The organism is Halogranum roseipondis (assembly GCF_059695585.1).
In genome coordinates, this window is the sequence record NZ_CM185235.1 from 1,920,562 (window position 1) to 1,942,700 (window position 22,139).

The 22,139-nt window shown below is 66.0% G+C and carries 18 protein-coding genes and 1 pseudogene; 9 read left to right on the forward strand and 10 right to left on the reverse strand.

Going from position 1 to position 22,139, the window contains the following annotated elements; translation table 11 throughout:
- The first annotated feature begins 129 nt into the window (after positions 1-129).
- From EOHIBHHM_RS10065 to EOHIBHHM_RS10075, 3 genes are all read left to right on the forward strand, one after another.
- Complete coding sequence (locus EOHIBHHM_RS10065) at positions 130-1,566, forward strand: amidase (protein WP_497250126.1); 1,437 nt, start codon at positions 130-132, stop codon at positions 1,564-1,566.
- Positions 1,567-1,637: 71 nt separating this feature from the next.
- The gene (locus EOHIBHHM_RS10070) at positions 1,638-2,600 is read left to right on the forward strand and encodes a DUF7351 domain-containing protein (protein WP_497250128.1); all 963 of its coding nucleotides are present in this window, start codon (positions 1,638-1,640) and stop codon (positions 2,598-2,600) included.
- Between the two features lie 209 nt (positions 2,601-2,809).
- On the forward strand, positions 2,810-4,195 hold the full coding sequence (locus EOHIBHHM_RS10075; protein ID WP_497256975.1) for an FAD-dependent oxidoreductase: 1,386 nt from the start codon (positions 2,810-2,812) through the stop codon (positions 4,193-4,195).
- Between the two features lie 205 nt (positions 4,196-4,400).
- Here EOHIBHHM_RS10075 and EOHIBHHM_RS10080 read toward each other — a convergent pair.
- The 6 genes and pseudogenes from EOHIBHHM_RS10080 to EOHIBHHM_RS10105 all read right to left on the reverse strand — a co-directional run.
- Positions 4,401-5,246: pseudogene (locus EOHIBHHM_RS10080) on the reverse strand (RNA-guided endonuclease InsQ/TnpB family protein); the annotation flags it as partial.
- A gap of 118 nt (positions 5,247-5,364) precedes the next feature.
- Positions 5,365-6,336, reverse strand: coding sequence for a sulfurtransferase (locus EOHIBHHM_RS10085; protein WP_497250130.1), 972 nt, complete (start codon positions 6,334-6,336; stop codon positions 5,365-5,367).
- A gap of 100 nt (positions 6,337-6,436) precedes the next feature.
- Complete coding sequence (locus tag EOHIBHHM_RS10090; RefSeq protein ID WP_497250132.1) at positions 6,437-7,618, reverse strand: FAD binding domain-containing protein; 1,182 nt, start codon at positions 7,616-7,618, stop codon at positions 6,437-6,439.
- Between the two features lie 88 nt (positions 7,619-7,706).
- The gene (locus tag EOHIBHHM_RS10095) at positions 7,707-9,008 is read right to left on the reverse strand and encodes an MmgE/PrpD family protein (protein ID WP_497250134.1); all 1,302 of its coding nucleotides are present in this window, start codon (positions 9,006-9,008) and stop codon (positions 7,707-7,709) included.
- A gap of 5 nt (positions 9,009-9,013) precedes the next feature.
- On the reverse strand, positions 9,014-9,484 hold the full coding sequence (locus EOHIBHHM_RS10100) for a Rieske (2Fe-2S) protein (RefSeq protein ID WP_497250136.1): 471 nt from the start codon (positions 9,482-9,484) through the stop codon (positions 9,014-9,016).
- A gap of 6 nt (positions 9,485-9,490) precedes the next feature.
- Complete coding sequence (locus tag EOHIBHHM_RS10105; protein WP_497250138.1) at positions 9,491-10,606, reverse strand: amidohydrolase family protein; 1,116 nt, start codon at positions 10,604-10,606, stop codon at positions 9,491-9,493.
- 182 nt (positions 10,607-10,788) lie between these two features.
- Here EOHIBHHM_RS10105 and EOHIBHHM_RS10110 point away from each other — a divergent pair, with 182 nt between their 5' ends.
- The 5 genes from EOHIBHHM_RS10110 (at position 10,789) to EOHIBHHM_RS10130 (ending at position 15,160) form a co-directional block, all read left to right on the forward strand.
- Entirely contained in the window at positions 10,789-11,571 is a 783-nt protein-coding gene (locus tag EOHIBHHM_RS10110) for a carbon-nitrogen hydrolase family protein (RefSeq protein ID WP_497250140.1), read from the forward strand.
- A gap of 146 nt (positions 11,572-11,717) precedes the next feature.
- The gene (locus EOHIBHHM_RS10115) at positions 11,718-12,671 is read left to right on the forward strand and encodes a glycine betaine ABC transporter substrate-binding protein (protein WP_497250142.1); all 954 of its coding nucleotides are present in this window, start codon (positions 11,718-11,720) and stop codon (positions 12,669-12,671) included.
- Entirely contained in the window at positions 12,671-13,387 is a 717-nt protein-coding gene (locus EOHIBHHM_RS10120) for an ABC transporter permease (RefSeq protein WP_497250144.1), read from the forward strand. Before EOHIBHHM_RS10115 ends, EOHIBHHM_RS10120 begins: the two co-directional genes overlap by 1 nt.
- A gap of 62 nt (positions 13,388-13,449) precedes the next feature.
- A complete protein-coding gene (locus EOHIBHHM_RS10125; RefSeq protein WP_497256977.1) occupies positions 13,450-14,481 on the forward strand; it encodes an ABC transporter ATP-binding protein in 1,032 nt (343 codons plus the stop codon).
- Positions 14,482-14,485: 4 nt separating this feature from the next.
- Positions 14,486-15,160, forward strand: coding sequence for an ABC transporter permease (locus tag EOHIBHHM_RS10130; RefSeq protein ID WP_497250146.1), 675 nt, complete (start codon positions 14,486-14,488; stop codon positions 15,158-15,160).
- 3 nt (positions 15,161-15,163) lie between these two features.
- On the opposite strand, the gene EOHIBHHM_RS10135 is transcribed toward EOHIBHHM_RS10130, so the two are convergent.
- On the reverse strand, positions 15,164-16,696 hold the full coding sequence (locus EOHIBHHM_RS10135) for a SagB family peptide dehydrogenase (RefSeq protein WP_497250148.1): 1,533 nt from the start codon (positions 16,694-16,696) through the stop codon (positions 15,164-15,166).
- 222 nt (positions 16,697-16,918) lie between these two features.
- Between EOHIBHHM_RS10135 and EOHIBHHM_RS10140 the strand changes: the two genes are divergently transcribed.
- On the forward strand, positions 16,919-18,136 hold the full coding sequence (locus EOHIBHHM_RS10140) for a polysaccharide deacetylase family protein (RefSeq protein WP_497250150.1): 1,218 nt from the start codon (positions 16,919-16,921) through the stop codon (positions 18,134-18,136).
- Between the two features lie 102 nt (positions 18,137-18,238).
- On the opposite strand, the gene EOHIBHHM_RS10145 is transcribed toward EOHIBHHM_RS10140, so the two are convergent.
- From EOHIBHHM_RS10145 to EOHIBHHM_RS10155, 3 genes are all read right to left on the reverse strand, one after another.
- Entirely contained in the window at positions 18,239-18,691 is a 453-nt protein-coding gene (locus EOHIBHHM_RS10145; protein ID WP_497250152.1) for a response regulator, read from the reverse strand.
- 656 nt (positions 18,692-19,347) lie between these two features.
- Entirely contained in the window at positions 19,348-21,018 is a 1,671-nt protein-coding gene (locus EOHIBHHM_RS10150) for a sensor histidine kinase (RefSeq protein ID WP_497250154.1), read from the reverse strand.
- 103 nt (positions 21,019-21,121) lie between these two features.
- A complete protein-coding gene (locus EOHIBHHM_RS10155) occupies positions 21,122-22,057 on the reverse strand; it encodes a UbiA family prenyltransferase (protein WP_497250156.1) in 936 nt (311 codons plus the stop codon).
- Between the last annotated feature and the right edge of the window lie 82 nt (positions 22,058-22,139).

A 22,139-nucleotide genomic window follows, 5' to 3' on the forward strand; every position in this document is an offset into this window, starting at 1 on the left:
CGTTCGCATGGATGTGAAGCGGGTGTATAACTGCTCTGGGTCGCTCCGCCGCCGGGGACGGTGTTCGACGGCGTCGACCCATCTGTCGAGTCAGCGAGGCTTCATATGGTGTGTCGTCGAATACCACATATGCCAGACGTCACAGATGCGGACGTCCGTGCGGTCGCAGCGCGACACGGAATCGAACTCGACGACGAAGCGGTCGACGCGTTCCGCGAGGCGACCGCCGGACAGGCCGCACAGTACGCGGCGTTCCCCTCGTCGCTGCCGACGGCAGACGCTCCGAGCACGCTCTCGCCGGGAACCGACCCGTACAACGCGTTTCGCTACGAGTTCGAACTCGAAGGAGACGACGGCCCGCTGTCCGGACTCGAGGTCGCCGTCAAAGAGAACGTCGTCGTCTCGGGAGTTCCGACCACGTGTGGCTCTCCGGGCTTCGAGTACGAACCCGACTACCACGCGACGGTCGTCGACCGACTTCTCGATTCCGGCGCGTCGCTCGTCGGCACGACGAACATGGACGAGTTCGCCTTCTTCACCACCGGCGAAACGTGTGCTCACGGTCGGATCGAGAACCCGGTCGTCGAGGGCTGCGTTCCCGGTGGCTCCTCGAGCGGGAGCGGGGCCGCCGTCGCTGCGGACGTCGTCGACGCCGCACTCGGAACCGACACCGGTGGCTCCGTCCGCATCCCCGCCTCGTTCTGTGGCGTCGTCGGCGTCAAACCGACCCACCAGACCGTCTCCCGGTTCGGCGTCGTCGACCTCTCGCAGTCGCTCGACCACGTCGGCCCGCTCGCCCGCGACGTCGAGACGGCGGCCCGCGTTCTGGAGGCGATCGCCGGCCCCGACGCGAACGACCCCTCGACGCGTGGGTCGCCCGACGCCGACGCGTACACCGAGACACTCGACGACGGCGTCGAAGGGCTCCGCGTCGGTGTCGTCACGGAGGCGATGGACGCCGCGGAGGAGGACGTCGTCACCGCAGTCGAATCTTCCATCGAAGAACTCCGAGACGCCGGCGCGACGGTCGAGGAGACGTCACTCGAGGGGTACGAGTTGGCGTCGGCCGCCGTCGGCGCGATCGCCGGACTGGAGTTCGCGTCGTTCGTGGGGACGAACGGCGCGGCCTACGCCACCGGGACGGGAACGACCGAACCGCTCCGAGCGGCGGTCGCCGCGGCCAACGAACGAGGCGAGTTCGGCGAGAACGTCGTCCAGATGCTGCTGACGAACGGGGTGCTCGTCGACGGCGACGGGAGCGAGTACGTCGCCGCGAAGGGCGTCCAGCGGACGTTCGCCCGGACGGTCTGTGACGCCCTCGAGACCTACGACGCGCTCGTGACGCCGACGACGCCGATGGCTGCGCCCGCGTTCGGGGAGATCACGGGTGTCGAGGGACTGCTCCGGACGGTCGAGAACACGGCACCGTTCAACTGCAGCGGGCATCCCGCCGTCTCGGTCCCCAGCGGCGCTGCCGCCGACAAACCCGTCGGCGTCCAAATCGTCGCCGGGTGGAACGACGAAGCGACCGCGTTGCGAGTCGCTCGGACGGTCGAACGACGGTAGTCGCTCCGCTACCGAGCGGTCGACGCCGGTCGGGGACGGCGCTTATCTCACTCCCCGTGGTACGTTCACGAATGTCGTTCTCGTTCGACGAGACTACGTCTACACCGTGCTCGCCCGACGGCGGCGAACCCCCATCGCTCTCGCCCGACGACGCGTTCACTCTCCTCGGCAACGAGACGCGGGTGGCGATCCTGCGGGCGCTGTGGGAAGCCCACGAACCGTACGATTCGGACACTGCGGTCCCGTTCTCGGAGCTCTTCGACCGCGTCGGCGTCGACGACACCGGCAACTTCAACTACCATCTGGGCCGCCTGACCGGCCACTTCGTTCGACGGACAGAGTCCGGATACGAACTCACCGCCCCCGGCTTCGAGATCGTCCACGCGCTCGTCGCCGGAACGGCGACGGAGAACCCGATACTCGAACCGGCCGTCGTCGCCGCGACCTGCCCACGCTGTGAGCGTCGGATCGAGATCGTCTACACCGACGGAACCGTGTGGGCGCGGTGTCCCCACTGCGAGGGCTACTGGCCGCAGCGTGGTGGGGAGATCTTCGGCTTCAGCCTCCCGCCGGAGGGGCTTCGCGACCGTGACCCCGACGAGATTCTCGAGGCGACGATACGCTACTCGATCCACCGCTTCGAGTCGATGAACGACGGCGTCTGTCCGGAGTGCGGCGGGAGCGTCGACGGGTCGCTCTCCGTGTGTGAGGACCACGCCCCTTGCGACGCTATCTGTGACCGCTGCAGTTCGCACTTCGCGGGCGTCATCACGTTCGTCTGTCGCTCCTGCAAGTTCGCGTGGCGCAGTCCGGGCTGGGCGCCCGTCCACGACCATCCCGCGCTCGTCTCGTTCTACTACGACCACGGAATCGAACACGTCCTCGACGACTGGAGGGCCATGAAGCGGAGCTTCGACTGGCGCGAGGAGGTCGTCTCCACGGACCCCCCTCGACTCGGCGTCACCGTCTCGTACGAGGGAGACGAGCGAACGTTCGTGCTCGACGAGACCGGCACCGTCGTCGACGACAGCTAGCACCACCGATACAGTCCCGGTTCTGACGTCTGATCTACAGCAATCGCGTGCTGATTACGGTTTTCTCCGTCGACGACCGATCTCTACTCGGGTGTCGTGACGATGCACGCAGCAGGCAGACGGACGGTGACGCACTACTCGGCCGAGAGACGACGAGAGCCGAGCTACGAGCACGAACTGGGGGTGTGGGACGTATGACGCTGGCCACGATGCCAGAGTACGACAGCACTCGACTCGAGATAGTCGGCTCACACGCCGTGGTAATCGGAGCGAGCATGGCAGGACTGTGTGCGGCTCGTGTGCTCACCGATGGGTTCGACGAGGTCACCGTCGTCGAGCGCGACTCGCTCCCCGACGTGCCCGCTCCCCGCCGAGGAGTGCCGCAAGCGCAGCAACCACACGTTCTGTGGGAGGCCGGGCGAGCAACGTTGGAGCATCTCTTCCCGGGATACAGCGCGGCGGTGTTGGAAGCGGGTGGCGTGAAGGTCGACGGCCAGACAGAGTTCAACAACTACAGCAACGGCGACTTCCTGGCCGACGGCGACCGCCCCTTCGCGATCTACTCCGCGACCCGACCTGTGTACGAGCAGATCGTCCGCGAGCGCGTCGTCGCACTCGGACGTATCAGACTCCGGCCGGACTGTCAGTTCACCGGCTACCTGTTCGACGACACGGAGACCACGGTCGAAGGCATCGAGATTCGAACTGAGGACTGTGACAGCGAACAGGTCCGCGCTGACCTCGTCGTCGACGCGACCGGTCGGACGAGCAGAACGCCGGCCCTCCTCGAGTATCACGGCTACCAACCACCGGCCTTGGACGAGGTACAGATCGACGTCGCCTACAGTACTACGTTCATCCAGCGACCGGCTGACGACCACCGGGCGTTCGGCGCGCTCGCCGAGGCACCTCGCACTCGTGGGGGTGTCGTCGCTCCTGTCGAAGCGAATCGGTGGCTCGTGAATCTCCACGGCGTTCACGGCGACCATCCTCCCACGGAGTACGACGACTTCGTCGACTTCGCAGCGAGCGTTCCGGCGACAGAGATACGGGAGTTACTCGAAGAACATCCACCGGTCGACGGCGAGATTCACCACTATCCGTTCGCAGCCAACCGTCGGTACCGTTACGAGCGGCTGTCTCGGTTCCCCGAAGGCCTCGTCGTCGTGGGCGACGCAGTTGCCAGCTTCAACCCCATCTACGGGCAGGGGATGTCGGTCGCCGCACTCGAAGCCGTCCTCCTTCACGACGTGCTCGCGACGGGTGGGAGTGCAGACGCCGGACCACGGTTCTTCGACCGGACGACGGAACTCGTCGACATCGCGTGGACGATGGCCGTCGGCGCGGATTTCGGATTCTCGGAGACGACAGGCGAGAAGCCGCGCGGCGCTGCCTTCTTCAACTGGTATCTGAATCGGTTGCTTCGGAAGGCCCACTCGGACGGCGCGCTGACCGATGCGTTCGTCCAAGTGCTGATGCTGGAGCGCCCCCCGACTACACTACTTCGTCCGAGCGTCGTATGGCGGGTTCTCAAGCCCGGTGGTGGCGTCCGACAGGCACTCCATACAGAGGTCGAGGGGACGGTCCGACGGTGAGGGTTCGCCGACGTGTGCTGGGTAGCCGTGTGACTATTTGCCCATCGGTGCGATAGGCGAGGTAGATGGAGTACACACGACTCGGCGATACCGGTCTCGAAGTCTCGCGACTCTGCCTCGGCTGTGTAAACTACCCCACCCTACTCCCTCGGCGCATACGCGCCTCGGTCCTTGAGGGTGGGGCTTTGATGTGGACTCCCGGCAATCAGTCGCCAGCAATAGGCCGGTGACTCTTGCCGTTCAACGTCCCACCATTTATACGCAGGTCTACTTCTGCGTCTCCGCCCCCCGACTTGGGCGAGGAACGGAGTTTGTGTCGTCGTTTCCGGGCGTACCGTAACCCGATATTCTTCGCGCCATTGTAATCCGCGTTCGCCTCGTACCCGCACTTCTGGCACTCAAAGTGTTCCCCGTAGCGGTTGTCGTCGTGCGTGAACCCGCAGTCCGTCCGAGAACAACGTTCGGACGTGTGGTTCGGCGCGACTTGCTCCACGGAGACACCCTGCTCAGGCGCTTTGTACTCGACATACTCGTAGAGGCGTCGAAACGCCCATACGTGATGCCACTTCGCGTGCGGAAGGCGCTCGCGTATATCAGTCAAGTCCTCGAACACGATTACGTCGCAGTCGTGTTCGACGGCTTCCGAGACAAGTTCGTTGGCGACAGTGTGGATGTACTGTTTCCGCCATGCTTCTTCGCGCTTACCGAGGCGAAGTAAGGCGTTGTGAGCGGCTTGGGTGCCACGCTGTTGCATCTCTCCACGTCGCTTCTCGAACTCGCGGCACCAGTGGTCGTAGTCATCGCCCTGCCAGAAGCGCCCGGTTGAGGCGACTGCGAGACTGTTGACGCCGAGATCGATACTGAGGACCGTTTGGTCGGGGTGCCCGGTATCTGCCAGAACCTCCGCGTCGTCGCTGTCTATCCGCCGTGTCGAGATGTTGAGGTAGAACTCGTCTGTTGCCGCGTCGTACCGAAGCGTACTCTCGCGGAACTCGTAGGCCTCGGAGAGAACGTACCGCTCGTAGGGCGTCGGGCTATCTGCCGGGAGAAGACCTCGGCCGGAGATAGCACGACTGACACCTCGCCTCTTCGATTTCGTCAAAAAGCACTCCAGCGTGAGGGTCCGGTGGGCGGACCAGACCGATCAGCGACTCACTGGAGCCGACTCGCTACTCTTTGGCGTCGGCCGATGCCGGGTCGTCGACCTCGACGGCGACGGGTTGACGGACGAGGTTCCCCCACTCGGTCCACGACCCGTCGTAGTTCGTGGTGTCCCAGCCGAGGAGTTCGTGGAGCGTGAACCAGGTGATCGACGAGCGCTCACCGATGCGGCAGTACGTGATCACTTCGGTGTCACCCTCGATTCCTCGCTCGGCGTACACCGAGCGCAGTTCGTCGCCGTCTTTGAACCGCCCTTCGTCGTCGAGGTTCTCCTTCCACGTGACGTTCGTCGCACCCGGGATGTGGCCTGCCCGACGGGCCGTCTCCTTGCTCCCTTCAGGGGCGACGATTTCACCACGGTACTCCTCACCTGAACGGACGTCGATCATCGGGATGTCGGAGTCCTCACCGACCTCGGCACGGCCTTCCGCAGAGGACTCGCTCTCGATAGCGGCCACTTCTTCGACGCGGTCGAGGTAGGCTCGCAGTTCCTCGTTCGGGCCTGCGGACTCGTACTCTTGGGTTGTGTAGTCGGGTTCTTCGTCGGTCGTCGGATAGTCGTTGTCGAACCAGTGGGCACGCCCTCCGTCTAGCAGTCGGACATCGTCGTGACCGTAGTATTTGAACTGCCAGTAGGTGTAGGCAGCCCACTGGTTGGATTCGTCACCGTAGAGGACGACTGTCGTGTCCTCCGTGATGCCCGCATCCTCCATGATCTCCTCGAACTCCGCGCGCTTGAGGATGTCGCGTTCGATGGAGTCCTGCAGATGAGTCCCCCAGCGGAACCCGACGGCACCCGGGATGTGGCTTTCCGCGTAGGACTCGTCGTACTCGATGTCTGCCTCGACGAGCCGGTAGTCCGGGTCGTCGGACTCGAAAGAGTCGAGATGCTCGGAGAGCCACTCTGGGGAGACGAGCGCGTCGGTTCCCGTGTCGTACTTCTCGTCGACTTCGGGGTCGGAAAGTTCAGCGTCGCTCATCGATTCGACGTTTGAGTCGCCTGCCCGGTAACGGCTGTGGCCGTCTCGGAAGACCCACTAGAACAACCGATGATGAGCAGAACCCCCGCGGTTGGCTCGATCAGCCGATGTACCCTTCGCCCATCCGGATTCCTTGCTCGACCACCCGACGTCCTTCGTCGACCCGATCCGAACTCCACGTTCGGAGGCCGTCCTCGATTCGGTGCTCGTCGCCACCAGTATCGAGTGCGTCGGCGAGTGCGACGCCGTCGGCCGCCGCCTTCGACGTTCCGGCGGCGGTGTGCGGTCGCGCGACGAACGCTGCATCGCCGAGCAGACACGCGCGGCCGAACCGCATCTCGGGGACGGTGAGGTCGTAGATGGTCTGGACGAACGCGTCGTCGGTCGCCGCGACGAGATCGGCGAACACCGACGGAAGCCGGTCGTCTGCGGCCGCGAGCAACTCCGCGCTGACTTCCGGGCGGAGCCGCCCCGGCGGCACCGAGAACTCGTTGGACTCGCCACCTTCGTCGGTCAACAGTCGCCGCCGTTCGGACGCGCCGCCGACGTCGTCGTACCAGACCCAGTTGAGTCGTCGCTCGCCCGAGTCGGTTCCGCCCTCCGGGCCGGGGACGAGATAGCCGAGAATCAGTTCGTCCTCGCCCTCGTAGAAGACGAACACGTCGTCGAACGTCTCGCGGACGCCGTCGGGGAGGTCACCTTCGGGGACGACGCCACGCCAGGCGACGTAGCCGGCGGGGTCGGGTTCGACGTCGGGTAGGAGTCGCTCGCGGGTCGTCGAGCGCCCGCCCTCCGCGATAACTGCGAGGTCCGCCCGGACGGTCGACCCGTCCTCGAACGTCAAGACGGCCCGGTCGTCGCCGGGGTCGACGTCGACGGTCCGACGACCCGTGTGGTATCGGTCGTCGGGGAACTCCTCGCGGAGTTCCCGATACAGCGCGTCCCACCCGGTGAACGCCATCCGCTCGGCGCGCTCCCGTGCGACGGTGCCGTCGCGGTTCAGATACTGTCGGCGGGACGTGGTCGTCGTCAGGGCCGTCGGCCGTGCGATCTCGTGCGTTTCGAGGAACTCGCGGACGTTCGACTGTGCGACGATCCCTGCACCGCGGCTCTCGAGTCCGTCGCTCGCTCGCTCGAAGACGTCGACGTCGTGACCCGCCGTGCGGAGTGCGATCCCGGTGAACAGCCCGCCCATCGACCCGCCGGAGATCGCGACCGAGAGACGGGCGTCGGGCCGCTCGTCTCTGACGTCGTCGACATCGTGCGTCGGGAGTTTCGTCACTGGTCACCGTTACCGGCCGCTCGCCCGATAATCCTCCGAAAGACGTCGCGCGACGGTATCCCGCTCTCGCGAGGTCACGGGCGATTGCTCACCACGGTTCGAGCAGTTCTACGACCGCCGCCGACTCGCGACCGAGCGCGTCGTCGACTCGGCCGACGGCGCTCGTCGGCAACGTCGGCGTGACGAGTCGCCGCGCCTTCTGCAGTCGCTCTCCGGTCGACAGCGGCGCGTCGCGTGCGCCCCGCCCGCGCGTGACGTCCGACCGATACGTCCCTTCGGTGGTCTCCACCGTCACGCGAGCGAGGCACTCGCTGGGGAACCGGGCGTCCAACTCGTCGTCGACGACGAGTTCGACCCGGTCGGCCAGAGACAGGGTCGCCGCGTCGGTCCGCGCGGACGCCGCGTGCCCGGCCTGCGTGAACTCCCCTCGAACGAGCGCGGCAGCAACCGGATACGGGTAGGAGTACTGAGCCTCCTCGGGCGTCTCCGGCCGTCGCGTCTGCAGCGTCGTCGCCTCCTCGAACGTCGCGACGCGAACTGACTCGACGGACGTCGGGTCGACGTTCTCTCGGGAGCGGAGGTCCAAGACGGCTTCTATACCCGGTTGCGCCCAGCGACAGCACGGGTACGGTTTCAGGTATCCCTTCGTGACGTGGAACTCCTCGCCCAGCGAGTCGTCGACCGACGATTCGTCGAAGACCGTCCCGGACCCGGTGAAGCCGGCTTCGGCGAGTTGCGCGGCGACGACGCCGACGTACGCCCCCCAGCCGATGCCGTCTTTGGTCATCCCGGGACGCTCGACGCCGCGCATGATCGGCGTCCGCGGTGCGTGGTACTCGGCGACGCCGAGAGCGTGTGCCGTCTGTGCTGCGGAGAACTCGAACAGCCGGGCGGTCGCCGCGGCCGCGCCGACCGCACCCCACGACCCCGTCCCCGTGTAGACGTCGTCGATCGCGTGGATCGCCAGCCCCGCGCGGACGGCGAGTTCGTAGCCGACGAAGACGGCGTCGAGGAACTCGCTGACCGACGCGTCGACCGCCTCGGCGGCCGCCAGCGCGGGTGGGACGACCACCGCGGCGGGGTGTCCCTTCACCTCGCGGTGGCCGTCGTCGACGTCGAGTGCGTTCGCGGCGACGCCGTTCGCGAGGGCCGCCCCTTCGACGCTCACCGTCTCGCCCGACCCGTCGAGCAGCGTCGCCCGCGCCGTCTCCGTCCCGTCGAGATGGGACGTGGCGTACTCGCGGACGACGTCGACGCCGTCCTGTCGATAGCCGGCGGTGACGGCCGCGAGCGTGTCGAGCACGCGCGCTCGAACGTGTGCGTCGACGCCGTCCGGAGCGTCCGCGGTCGTCGCCGACCGTGCGAACGTGACCGCTCGCTCGGTGTTCATCAGAGTTAGAGGTAGACGACGACCTGTTCGTCCTCGACGTCCACCTCGTAGGTGTCGACCGGCGGCTGCTCGCCCTCTATGTTCGCTCCGCAGTCACAGCCACCGTCGGTGGCGTTGGCGTCGGCCTCCTCGCCGCTCTGTGTCGACTCGACGGCCGTGTCGAACGACCGCGCGCGGACCTTGTGCGGGTTGAAGACGGATTCGCCGGTCGCGATGTCGAACTCCCAGCCGTGCCACGGACAGCGCAGTATCTTCCCGTCGTCTCGCCACTCCACTTCGCCGGGCGTGGCGGACGACGTCGTCCCCGTCACCTTCCCCATGCAGAGCGGCGCTCGCTGGTGGGGACAGTCGTTCTTCAGCGCGTAGTACTCGCCGTCGACGTTGAACACGCCGACGGAGTGGCCGTTCAGGTCGACGATCGTTCGTTCGCCGGGTGGCAGTTCGTCGGTCGGACAGATCTCGAATCGTTTCTGCATTGTCTCTCAGTTGGTCGGGAGGCTCGTCGGGTCGTTCGGCAGTCCGTACAGCTCCTGTGCGTTGCCGGCCATCACGGCCTGCTCCATCTCCTCGGGCATCGGCGGCAGCGCGTACAGCGGCGAGTCGGTGTCCCAGTGAGGGTAGTCGCTCGCGAACATCACCGTCTCCTCGGCGTGCATCATCTTCAGAATCTGCAGGAGATGCTCGGGGTCGTCGGGTTCCTCGATGGGCTGGGTGGTGAACCGCACCTGGTCACGGACGTACTCGCTCGGCGGCTTCTGGAGGTACGGCACCTGTGCGCGGAGCGCCTTCCAGTCTTTGTCCATCCGCCACATGAAGTGCGGCACCCAGCTGAGCCCCCCCTCGACGACGACGAAGTTCAGGTCGGGGAACTTCGCGAGCACGCCCTCGGCGACGAGACTGACGAGCTGACCCATCGCGTACGTCCCGAGGAGCGTGTGCCACTCGAAGTAGGTGTTCGGGTGGCCCGCACCCGTCGGCGGCCGCGTCACGCCGTGACCCTCGGTGTAGGGGTGCATCGCGATCGGCAGGCCCATCTCCTCGGCGGCCTCGTACATCGGCCAGTAGTACTCGTGGCCGTAGGGCAGCTGGGAGGCCATCGGCATCACGACCTGCACGACGCGCGGGTGGTCGCCGAGTTCGCGGATCATCTCGGCCATCCGCTCGGGTTTCTGCGGGGCGACCAACAGCGACCCGACGAACGGGCCGCCCTCCGCGAGCCAGTTGTCGATGGCCCACTTGTTGTTCGCGACCGCGAGTTCGGCGGCGTAGTCTCGGTTCGGCAGGGCGGTGAGGTTGAGATAGGAGTTGCCGGTCAGAACTGCGTAGTCGACGCCGAACTCCTCGAAGTGGTGTTCCTTCATCTTCTCGATACTGGACCCTGCCGGCCCCCCGTCGTCCGGGACGGCGTCGCGACGCGAGAACTCAGCGACGTTGTCGTAGAGGATGCTCGGCGACTGCACGCCGCGGTCCTTGTACTGGTCGGGCAGGTAGGCGACGACCTCCTCGGGGTCGCGCCACTTCTGGTGGATGTCGCAGTCGATGAGCGTCGGCGCCGCATCCGCCGTCCCGGTCGACTGCTCGGCCTGTCGTCGTGACATCGTATGTGAACTACAAACAGGGACACCTCCCTAAGCCTCCGGGCGAACTTGTAGCGGCTATTTATACACCTCCTTCCGTCCCTGTTCAGGATTTAAGTCGTGGAGATGTAGGGGTGAACGGTTACCCCGGCGACGCGCCAACGTGAGGGTATGTTCCATCGACGGAGGTCGAGCGAGCGACCATGACACAGCCTCGTGTCGCAGCCTGCCAGTTCGAACCGACCGTCGGCGACGTCGACGCGAACCTCGACCGGATCGAGCGACTCGCCGAGCGCCTGCCGGCGGCGACGGCGGTCGCCGTCTTCCCCGAACTCTGCGTGACCGGTTACGACCTCGACGTCGTCCCCGCCACGAAGACGAGCGTCCCCGGTCCCGTGACCGAACGCGTGCAGACGGTCGCTCGCGACACCGGCGTCGACCTCGTCGTCGGACTCCCCGAGGCCGCCGGCGACGACGTCTACAACGCGCTCGTGTACGTCTCCGGCGACGGCGTCGAGACGACCTACCGGAAGCGACAGCCGTGGGGCGAGGAGGCGACGCAGTTCACGGCGGGGTCCGAGGCGACGACCGTCGACACGCCCGTCGGTCGCCTCGGACTCCTGCTGTGTTACGACTTGAACTTCCCCGAACTCGCCGTCGCCTACGCCGAGGCCGACTGCGACCTGCTGGCGGTCAGCGCGGCGTGGCGTCGCTCGTTCGACCGTGACTGGCGACTGCTCTGCCGCGCCCGTGCGTTGGACCAGACCTGCTACGTCGTCGGGTCGAACCACCTCGGGTCGCAGTCGGGGCGTCACCACGCCGGCGAGAGCCTGATCGCGGGGCCACGCGGCGACGTCGTCGCCAAGACCACCGACGGCGTCACGACCGCGTCGGCAGCGGTCGTCCCCGAGGCGCTCGACGTCGCCCGCGAGCGGAACCCGGTCCGACAGTCCCGACGCGAGGGGGTCGACACTTCTCGACGGTGACAGCCGTCTCACACCTTCTGCCGGCACATTTGACACGTTTGCCTGCGTGACGGCGTCGTCGCCACCACCCCCACGAGCGTCTCGGTATATAAATGATGAACTAGTGTGGGTCAACCCTTAGGGTGCTCATTCCAGAATGAGATGGTATGCCAAGTCAAGACACACGGCGCGGGCTGCTCAGGAAGGGGGGTGGGCTCGCCGCGACGGCGGCTGTCGGAGGGACCTCCGGCTGTCTCACCCTCGCGACACAGTTGCGGAGTGATTCGATCAAGGTCGGCTCAAAACGGTTCACCGAACAGGAGATTCTCGGCTATCTCGCCTACGAGGCGCTCTCGGCGAACACCGACCTCACCGTCGGCGATCAGGTCGGTCTCGGCGGCACGACGACCAACTTCCGGGCGGTCGACTCCGGAGAGATACAGCTGTACTGGGAGTACACGGGCACGGCTTGGCAGACCCTTCCGCCGAAGCACGACGAGGTCGTCACCGACCCCGCGAAGCTCTACAAGAAGGTCAAACAGGAGTTCGAGAAGAGACACGAGCTCACGTTCCTGCGACGGGCACCGCTCAACAACACGTACGTGCTGATGGCGAACCCCGAGTGGGCGAACGAGACCGGCGTGAAGTCGCTCTCTGGGCTCGCCTCGTATCTCAAGGAAACCGACGAGGGGGTCACGGTCGCGCTGAACGCGGAGTTCCAGAGTCGCGCGGACGGCTGGCCGGGTCTCATCAAGCACTACGGGTTCGACGGTCACACGCAGCAGATACAGGTCGAGAACATCGGTTCCGGACTCCTCTATCAGGTCGTCGGCGGCGGCGAGGCCGACATCGGCGTCGGCTTCAACACCGACCCGCGGATCATCCAGTTCGACCTGCAGGTGCTCGAAGACGACGAGAAGTTCTTCCCGGTGTACAACGCGGCTCCGATGGTTCGGATGCCCACCCTCGAAGCCAACCCGTCGATTCGAGAACCGTTGAACGCGATCAGCGAAGGGCTCACCACCGACCAGATGCGGAAGCTCAACAAGCGGGTCGCACTCGACAAGGTGAACCCACAGACGGTCGCCAAAGAGTACCTGCAGCGGACGGGGGTGCTCTGATGGCGGTTCCCGTCGACTCGCTGCCCCTGTTCGTGGACGCCTACGTCGAGTACTTCCTGAAGAACCAGTCGCTGCTGTGGGAGCTGCTCGTCAACCACGTCATCGTCGTCCTGGACTCGGTGTGGCTCGCGTTAGTCCTCGGCGTCCCGCTCGGCGTGCTCTGCACCTACGACGACCGCCTCGGGAAGGGGATCCTCTGGGGGGCGAGCATGATGATGACGGTGCCGAGCATCGCGCTGTTCGGGCTGTTGATCCCCCTCGTCGGCATCGGTCAGATTCCGGTGGTCATCGCGCTCGTGCTCTACGCGCAGCTACCGATCGTCAGGAACACGTACCTCGGACTCACGCAGGTCGACGAGGCGACCATCGAGGCCGGCCGCGGGATGGGGATGACGAAGACCCAACGGCTGTGGCGACTCCAACTCCCGCAGGCGATCCCGGTCATCATGGCGGGCGTGCGCAACGCGGTCGTCATCCTCGTCGGCATCGCCGCCATCGGCGCGTTCATCGGCGCGAACAACCTCGGTGACCCCATCTTCAACGGCATCAGCGAGGCCTACCCGGCGGCCATCGTCGTCTCGACGGTCGTCGTCTCGCTGCTGGCACTGGCCTTCGACTACACGTTCCGCGTCCTCGAACAGCTGTTCAGGCTCAAGAACGGCGAGGACGTCGAACCGACGCTCGGTACGCAGCTCGTCCAGAGGTCGATAGCATGACTCAGCACCCGACAGACACGGCAGACACGACAGACACGACAGTCGCATCGCAGCGGGAGACGATGATCGAGTTCGACGACGTCACGAAGATCTACTCGGATCAGACCGTCGCCATCGAGGAGATCAGTTTCGCGGTCGAACGCGGGACGACGACGGTGTTCGTCGGCCCCTCCGGCTGTGGGAAGACGACGACGATGACGCTCGTCAACCGGATGCAAGACCCCACGGAAGGGACCGTCTACTACGACGGCACCGACGTCCAAGAGCTCCAGAAGGTCGACCTCCGGCGAGACATCGGCTACGTCATCCAGGAGATCGGCCTGTTCGATCACATGAGCGTCGGTGAGAACATCGCGACGGTGCCCGAACTGAAGGGGTGGGACCGCTCGCGCATCGACGACCGCGTCGACGAACTGCTCGAACTGATGGACCTCCCGCCGGCGCAGTATCGCGACCAGTACCCCACCGAGCTCTCCGGCGGCCAACAGCAGCGCGTCGGCGTCGCTCGCGCACTCGCCGCGGACCCCGACGTCATCCTGATGGACGAGCCGTTCGGCGCGTTGGACCCGATCACCCGCGAGGAGCTGCAGAACGAGTTCCTCGAGATCCAAGACCGGATCGACACGACGATTCTCTTCGTCACCCACGACATCAACGAGGCGCTGAAGATGGGCGACAAGATCGCCATCTTCGACGTGGGCGAACTCGTCCAGTACGGGACGCCTCAGGAGATCCTCCACGACCCGGCCAACGACTTCGTCGAGGAGTTCATCGGTGCCGACCGGACGCTCAAGGAGTTGCAGATCACGCCCGTCCGCGACGTCATGCAGGAGGACGTCGACGCGGAACACGTCGCCGACGGCGAACCGACGGACCAGGCGGCGAGTGTCACCGAGACGTCGCCCGCGACGGCCGCGCCGCTCGCCGACGGCACCGGCGACCACTACGTCACACCCACAGACACGGTCGACATCGCCCTCTCGCGGATGATCGAAGCCGACGCGACGTCGCTGCCCGTCGTCAGAGACGACGACGTCGTCGGGTCGATCACGGAGGCGGACATCCGCGCCCACCAGTCGGACGGGGGTGCCTGAACCGATGGGGCTGCTCGACACGCTCGCGGCGGCGTACAGCTACCTCGTGACGCACTCCGACGAGTTCCTCGGCCTCCTCGAGGAGCATCTGACGCTCGTGTTGGTGTCGGTGGGGCTGGCGATCGTCGTCGCCGTTCCGCTGGGCATCCTCGCGACGCGGAACGAACGGGCCAAGTCCGTCGTCATGAGCGTCGGCAACGTCTCACAGACCATCCCGACGCTCGCCATCATCGCACTCGTCTTCCCCCTGCTCGGACTGGGGTTCCTGCCGGCACTGGTCGGCCTGTTCACCTACGCGCTCCTCCCGATCCTGACCAACACTGTCGCCGGCCTCGAGAACGTCGACGAGAGCACCGTCGAGGCGGCCCGCGGGATGGGGATGACGGAGAACCAGATCCTGCGGAGGATCAAGCTGCCGCTCGCCGTCCCCGTCATCTTCGCCGGCATCCGGACGAGCGCCGTCCTCAACGTCGGGACGGCCTACCTGGCGTTCTTCATCGGCGGCGGCGGGCTCGGCGTCTGGGTCATCACCGGCATCTCGCTTTTCGACACGCCACAGCTGCTCGCGGGGGCGATCCCGGGGGCACTGTTGGCGATCGGCCTCGACTCCCTGTTCGCACTCGTCGAAGGGCGACTCAGCGGTGAGAGCGCGACCGGCCAGTCGCCCGTCAGCGGGTGACGGTCAGGCCGGTTTCCCGAACGCGAACAGCGTCGTCGGCGTCTGGTTCTCCGCACGCGGTGAGAGATGTTCGGTGACGAGATCGTCGTAGAAGGTGAACCCGCGACCGCCGAGTCTCCGGTGGGCGTAGGTCGCGAGATACAGCCGTCCCAGTCCGACGCCGCCCAACAACTGAGCGAGTCGGTAGCCCCGGTTCCCCACTCGCTCGACGAGGCCGTCGACGTCGGCCAGCAGATAGACGTTCACCGCGGCGTCGCCGACGACCGACTGGTCGAGCGCGAGGTGGCCCGCCGTCCGACGACTCGTCTCGCCCAGTCGTTCGAGGACGTTCTCCTCGGGGTGGTACTGGTAGGCTCCGCTCGGTACTCCCTCGACGGCGTGGATCAGACAGTAGCAATCGAGGAGACGTCCGGTTTCTCCGGCGACGCAGTCGGTCGGGACGCCACGAAGCGCACGGTCCATCACCGTCGCGAACAGTCGCGCGCTGATGGCGTCGTGGCTGTACTCGCGGAGCGACCCCCGGCGGTCGACGGTCGCACCGACGGGTCGACTCGACGCCGTCTCGGCGTCGACGGGGTCGAGCGACACGGTTTCGCCGTCCCCTACCCCGTGCGTGGCGACGCCGCTCTCGACGGTCTCGGCGACCCGGTCACGCCACGTCTCCACCTCCGAGGCGTCCGCCAGCCTGCTCTGTCGCCAGGCGTCGGGAACCAACGGGTAGTCGACGACCGTCTCCGACAGCGGCCGCTCCGTCGGATCGATCGGGTCGACCGCCCGCGCGTCGGGGACGGGGTCGCCGCTCCCGACGGGGACGAGTTCGAGCGGGGCTTCGGTCTCGGGGTCGACGCCGAGCAGGTCGGCGACCGGGTCGTCGGCGAACCCGGTGACGACCGTCGCTCGATGTCCGCCGCCGTGTGCGACGGCCAGGAGGTTTGCGAGGATCGTTCCGGAGTCCCAGAAGGCGTGCCGGTACGTCCGTTCGCGGTACTTCCAGGCGTTGCGCCACCACTCGGAGGTGGCGACGAACGTCACCGGCGCGGTCGCAACGTCCCGGCTGTTCGTCGCCTCGGCGAGCACCCCGCGGTAGTCCCCTTCGCGGAGCACGTCGAACACCTCGGTATCGGGGTCGAAGTGGTAGACGCCCGCGTCGAGACCGTCGAGATCGCCAATGACGGCGTAGAGATCGACGTGGTACAGCTTCCCCGTACAGGAGGCGGCCCGGAACCGCATCCGTCGCCCCTGGCGTTCGATCTCCTTCGTGACTCCGGTCGCGTAGTGACAGAGCGCGTGGAGCGTCCGTGCGTCGATCTCGGCGGTCTCTCCCTGGGGATGCTCCGGTTCGCTGGTCGCAGTCGCGATCGCCGACAGCGTCGGTTCTGTGGGCGGTGTGGGCGACTCCGAGGGCGTGACTCGCGGCAGGTCCTCGTACACCTTGTACGGTCGCGGCTGGTTCTCGAAGTCCAGCGAGAACGAGTCGCTGCGGATGCTCGCCGGAGAGTGTTTCGTCCGTTCGTGGTACTCGCGAGCGTCGACCATCACGTGACCAACGTGGACGAGCGACAAACGCCTTGGGGGAAGCCGGACGTAACCCGAGCCAGACGACGGCCGTCGAATCGAGCGAGCGGCAGCTCGCCGGGAGGGGCTCGATTCGGTGCCCGCTCGGGACGACGCCGATCCGTGAGAGGGTAGGACATGCTTACTTCGTTTATCTGACACATAATAAACGCCCTGCGACGTTCTCTCGGAGGTAGACCGAAGGTGCCCTACAGAATGAACTCAGTGACTCCCACGAGACGGCAGTACGTGCAGGCCGCCGCCGCCGGTATCGGACTCAGCGCGATCCCGGTCGCCAGCGCTCAGGAATCGAACGGACAGTTGGTGTTCGTCTACGACGACAGTCCCGCGTCGGACTACTCGAAGGCGTTCCCCGTCCACCGCGAGGAGGACGCGCCGGCCTGCGTCGGCGCCATCGTGAGCGTCGTCGAAGCCGACGACGAAGGACTCAGCCGCGACCAGCTGTTGGAGATGCAGGACGCCGGGTGGGAGGTCATGTCGCACACGTTCGAACACCGAGCGGTGGGGCCGATCACCATCACCGCGGACGTCGAGTCGGGCGACGAGCGGGTCTACGTGGAGCGGAGTCTCCACGGCGGGTTCCCGGGCGACACTATCCTGATCACGGACGAGGAAACGGAAGAAGGAGAGGTCGCCACGGTGGTCGGCGGCGAGAGCGACGAAAGGGGTGATTACCTCCTCCTGGAAGAGCCGGTCGAGGGGTCGTACGCCGTCGAAGACGACGCCTACGAGCGACTGACCGACGACGTTCTGGAGAGAGCCACGAAAGAGTCGAAGGAGCGACTCGAGTCGATGGGGTTCGACGTCGACAACTTCGTCTTCCCGTACGGTCGCCGCGGACCGGCCGTGATGGAGATCGTCGAAGAACACTACGCCGGCGTCGCGAACTACGACTACGACGGACTGAACCCGGGAGCTGACGCCGACCCGTACCGCATCGGACGAGAGTACTTCCGTGAGGAGCGTATGTCGGAGTCGGAGATCACCGACTTCCTCGATACGGTCCAGCGCGACGGGATGCTGGGGATGTTCGCCGGACACAACTACGCGGACGACCTGACGCAGGAGCGCATCCGCTTCGCCATCCGACAGGCGAAACAGCGGGGCATCGAGATCGTCACCCTCCGAGAGGCGTTCGTCGACCAGGGGATCCTCGACGAATCCAACACCGCGGGGGGAGAGACCACGCAGACGCCGACCGCCACCCCGACCCAGTCGCCGACACCGACCCAGTCGCCGACGTCGCAGACGAGTCAGACGACGTCGTCGGAACCTCCGACGTCCTCATCCTCGGAGCCGACGCCGACGCCGGGGGCGCTGTCGTCGGAACCGACGCCGGCAGACCGCTCCAACTCCGGCTTCCTCGACGGGATCCTCCAGTGGCTCTTCGGGCTGTTCTAGTCACGCGAGAGTTTCGTTCGATGGGACGGTCGTGAGACCGAAGAGAGAAAGCGAAGAGAGACCGACAGTCGGGACGCGAGATCGCTCGTCTCGGCGGACCGTTCAAGCGCGTTCGCGGTGCGGCTGTTGAACCATCTGCGGCGACATCCCCACGATCTCTGCGCGCCGCGGGGCGGCCACTAGCGGTTCGACGAGATTCAGTAGTTCGCTGAAGTTCGGCGGCTTCTGGACGTACGCGTCGGCTCCACGCTCGTAGGCGTCGGTGACGTCGACCGGGTCGTCGGAGTGACCGAGCACGACGACCGAAACTGACTCGAGGTCGACGCGCTCGCGGAGCGACTCGAGCGTCGCCAGCCCGCGGCCGGCACCGAACTCCCGGCTGACCAAGAGGAGATCCGGCTGTTCCCCGGCGGTCAACGCTTCGACTGCCGCGTCGCGGTTCCGTGCCGTCCGCACGTCTGCGCGCGTCCGACTGGAACGACACACTTCTTCGAGCAGTCGACTCGCGAGCGGGTCGTCCTCCAGATACAGGATGTCGACGGCTGTGTCGTTCATCGTATCTCTACCCTCGAGCCCCCGACACATATGTGATACAGACTGTCCCATCGTTGCAACAGTCGTGAAACAGTATATTACCACGACAACGCCCGGTTTCAGCGATCGCCGTTCGGCGTGGGCAGTCGACCGCTCGGCGGTACCACGGCGTCGATTCGGTGCGGGGTTGACTCTCGTCGGGACGGCCTGCTCCGACGACCGACCCTCGTCTCGAGGTCTCCCAGCTCGAGACGTCGCTGGGACACTGATAGGGGTTATCGGAGAATCTCATAGTTGTTCTCTAGAAGCATCGAACCCCGTTGCGTGCCGGGCGTCTCTGCTCTTCCGGTTGGCTACGATAACCCCTATGAGTCGAACACGGCCGGTACCGAGTGGCGTGAAAGACTGAGACGAAAGGAGCGAAGGCCTGCGTGCGAGCGGTCACGCAGGGCGGCACGCCCCCGAACACGACCGACGAGAAAAGCGTCGGTCGTGATTCCGACGTTGCTGGTTGGTGGTGGGGAGAGTGCGTCTCTCAACGCACAATAATCCGTATGTGCTCTGCTCGTATATAAGTTTCGTTCAGACACAAAATTTAGAAACGAGGTGGACGGGAGCGACGTCGACGAACTTCCGAAGTCGACGTTCGACTCCTGCCGATCAGGGTGAGGAGAGGATCACTGCTGCTCGTAGGTCGGGACGTCGACCGTGACGACGAGTCCGGTCGGGTCGTTCGCGGCGAACCGAACCGTTCCACCGGCGACGTCGACGCCCCACTTGACGATCCAGAGCCCCAGCCCGCTCCCGTGTTTCAACGGCGTCTCGGTTCCGTCTTCGAGGGGGCGCAGCTCGTAGTCGTCGATCCCGGGGCCGTCGTCGGCGACGGCGACGCGGACGCGGTCGGCGTCGGAGACGCGACGGACGCTGACTCGGACGTGTGGGTCGTCGTTCGGGTTGTGGACGACGGCGTTCTCCAGGAGGTTCGAGAAGACCGACTCGAGGACGCCGGCGACGGCGACGTCCTCGTCGAGCGGATCGTACGTGAAGGTGGCCGCTGGCTGTTCGTCGCGAGCGTCCGTGAGACAGTCGCCCAGGAGCGACGAGAGCGACCGTGGGCGGTCGCCTCCGCGCGTCGTGTCGAACAGTTCGATGGCCTCTCGACCTTTCTGTCCGATCTCGTCGATCCGAAGCGCCCGCTTCTTCACGATCTCTGCGTTGGCGTCGTCGGCGAACTGGTCGACGTAGCCGTGGATGACGTTGGTTTCGGTCCGGATGTTGTGCCGCAGGATGCGGTGCAACACCTCGAGTCGTTGCTGTTGACGGAGATGTTGCCCCACGTCGTGAAACCGGATCACGCGCCCGATCGGAGTTCCGCGGACGTTGTTGATCCGAGTGACGACCACGTCGTACGGGCGGGTGCCGAACTGCGTCTCGACGGTCAGATGGCCGGAGAGCTTCCCGTCGTCGGGGAGGCGGTCGTACTCGGGGATGACCTCGTCTGCGGGGGCTCCCAGGACGGCACACGAGTCGACCCCCAGGATGTCGAGCGAGCTGTCGTTCACGTCGACGACGTTATCGTTCGAGTCGACGACGACGGCACCCTCCTGCATCCGATCGAAGAGGAGCCGACGTGCCCGTGCGTTCGGCGTTGGAACCGTCCCCAACAGTCGAAACTGCGTGAGCGCGCCGAGATACGCGACGCCGGAGACGCCGAAGGCGACGGGCGTCGGGTCGACGCCGCCGATCGAGAGCACCTCCCCGAGATACAGCAGGTTCGTCACCCACGGCACCACCAGTCCGACGAGGAGCGCGACGCTCTGTCCGCGGAACGGGGCGGCGTCGCTCGTCAGCAAGCCGAGCAGGGGGATCATCCCTCCGACGCCGAGCAGATAGGTGTAGCCGGCGGCGACCCAGTACCACGTACCGTCCTCCACGACGACCGGGACGCCGGTCGTCCCGAGCGAGACGGACGTCACGTACAGGAGGTCGTGGTACTGCCTCGTGAGTGCGAGGACGACCGTGACGACCGGCACGACGGCAAACAGTCCGACGTACCGGGGTTGGACGTACTGGTCGCGGCCAGTGTACTCCAGCGAGAACAGGAGCCAGGCGACGGGGATCGTGAGTACACCCACCCACGCGAGGTCCGTCCAGAGCAACACCGCCTCGCGGGTCGGCGCGCGCAGTTGAAACAGGAGACACGTCGACCACCAGCTCTGTCCGACCAGTAACCCGACCAGCGGCGTCGCTCCCGGTTCCGGTCGTGCCCGCCAGGCGAGTATCGTCGCCGCCGTCCCGACGGCGACCGACGCGGCCAACACCACGGTGAGCACGAGCGGAGTATCCACAGCTACTGCCCCCGACGCGGCGGGCACATATCAAACGTGCGATGGTTATTGCGACGAAGAGTGTCTGGTTACAGACGATGTCGCGCCGGGCAGAGTGCGGGACCTAGAGGAGCGACACGCCGAGGACGGCCACGACGACGAGCGACTTCAGTTCGCCGGCGACGGCGAGACGCGCGTATCGTTCGGTCCGGCCGACGAACGCCGCCACGACGAGTGCGTAGCCCAGACCGACGAGCAGGGCGACGGTCACCGCGGTCGAGAACAGTCCCGCGAGGAACGCGTATCCCACGAGACCGGCCGAGAGGAGATCGAGACCGTAGACGATCTGTCGGGTCCGACGCACGCCGAAGACGACCGGAAGCGTCGAGACGCCGGTGGCCTCGTCGACCGCTCTGTCGTTGACGTTCGGGATCTCGGTGTTGACGAACGAGTCGAGGAAGAAGTGGACGAAGACGACGACGGCGGCGGGCGTGACGGCGGCGTCGGCGAACGTCAGCGGGAGGAACACGAGGCAGACCGCCCACGCGAGGGCGACGACCGCCGAGTTGAGGACGAGCACCTCTTTCAGTCGACGGACGTAGAGACCGAGTTCCGGAAGCCACTCCGAGGCGTACAGCACCCAGAACGCACCGGGGAGCAGCGTGATGGCGAGTGCGACCGGGCCGCCGAGGATGGAGACCGCGATCGCGAGGCCGTACGCCGCCGCGGAGAGCACCGAGAGCGTCGTCTCGTGGCGACGGACGAACGCCGCCTGCAGCGGGTTCGACAGTTCGTCGGTGTCGACGTCCGCGAGTCGGTCACCCATGTAGACGGCGAAGGTGACCAGCCCGACGACGAGCGGTGCCGGACTCGACGACAGCGAGAGCGCGGCCATCACGGTGAGGACCTCGGCTATCGCGACGACGACGAGATAGGTCGAACTGAACAGCAGCGCATCTTTGGTCCGTTCGCCGAGAGTCAGAACCGAGTCGACGAGCGTGCTGTGCGACGAGTGGCTAGTGTCCGTAGCGGGGGACAGGTTCGTTGGTTCGTTGGACATAGGTTTCTCCGACGGCAGGCGGTCGGCGTCGACCGGACAGCCGCCGGTACGCAAAACTGGTGTTCGACCCACGTCAACTATC

Excerpts from the sequence above, each read along its gene's own strand:
- EOHIBHHM_RS10065 (WP_497250126.1), top strand. The coding sequence starts at position 130 with ATGCCAGACGTCACAGATGCGGACGTCCGTGCGGTCGCAGCGCGACAC.
- EOHIBHHM_RS10070 (WP_497250128.1), top strand. The coding sequence starts at position 1,638 with ATGTCGTTCTCGTTCGACGAGACTACGTCTACACCGTGCTCGCCCGAC.
- EOHIBHHM_RS10075 (WP_497256975.1), top strand. The coding sequence starts at position 2,810 with ATGCCAGAGTACGACAGCACTCGACTCGAGATAGTCGGCTCACACGCC.
- EOHIBHHM_RS10085 (WP_497250130.1), bottom strand. The coding sequence starts at position 6,336 with ATGAGCGACGCTGAACTTTCCGACCCCGAAGTCGACGAGAAGTACGAC.
- EOHIBHHM_RS10095 (WP_497250134.1), bottom strand. The coding sequence starts at position 9,008 with ATGAACACCGAGCGAGCGGTCACGTTCGCACGGTCGGCGACGACCGCG.
- EOHIBHHM_RS10100 (WP_497250136.1), bottom strand. The coding sequence starts at position 9,484 with ATGCAGAAACGATTCGAGATCTGTCCGACCGACGAACTGCCACCCGGC.
- EOHIBHHM_RS10105 (WP_497250138.1), bottom strand. The coding sequence starts at position 10,606 with ATGTCACGACGACAGGCCGAGCAGTCGACCGGGACGGCGGATGCGGCG.
- EOHIBHHM_RS10110 (WP_497250140.1), top strand. The coding sequence starts at position 10,789 with ATGACACAGCCTCGTGTCGCAGCCTGCCAGTTCGAACCGACCGTCGGC.
- EOHIBHHM_RS10115 (WP_497250142.1), top strand. The coding sequence starts at position 11,718 with ATGCCAAGTCAAGACACACGGCGCGGGCTGCTCAGGAAGGGGGGTGGG.
- EOHIBHHM_RS10120 (WP_497250144.1), top strand. The coding sequence starts at position 12,671 with ATGGCGGTTCCCGTCGACTCGCTGCCCCTGTTCGTGGACGCCTACGTC.
- EOHIBHHM_RS10125 (WP_497256977.1), top strand. The coding sequence starts at position 13,450 with ATGATCGAGTTCGACGACGTCACGAAGATCTACTCGGATCAGACCGTC.
- EOHIBHHM_RS10130 (WP_497250146.1), top strand. The coding sequence starts at position 14,486 with ATGGGGCTGCTCGACACGCTCGCGGCGGCGTACAGCTACCTCGTGACG.
- EOHIBHHM_RS10135 (WP_497250148.1), bottom strand. The coding sequence starts at position 16,696 with ATGGTCGACGCTCGCGAGTACCACGAACGGACGAAACACTCTCCGGCG.
- EOHIBHHM_RS10145 (WP_497250152.1), bottom strand. The coding sequence starts at position 18,691 with ATGAACGACACAGCCGTCGACATCCTGTATCTGGAGGACGACCCGCTC.
- EOHIBHHM_RS10155 (WP_497250156.1), bottom strand. The coding sequence starts at position 22,057 with ATGTCCAACGAACCAACGAACCTGTCCCCCGCTACGGACACTAGCCAC.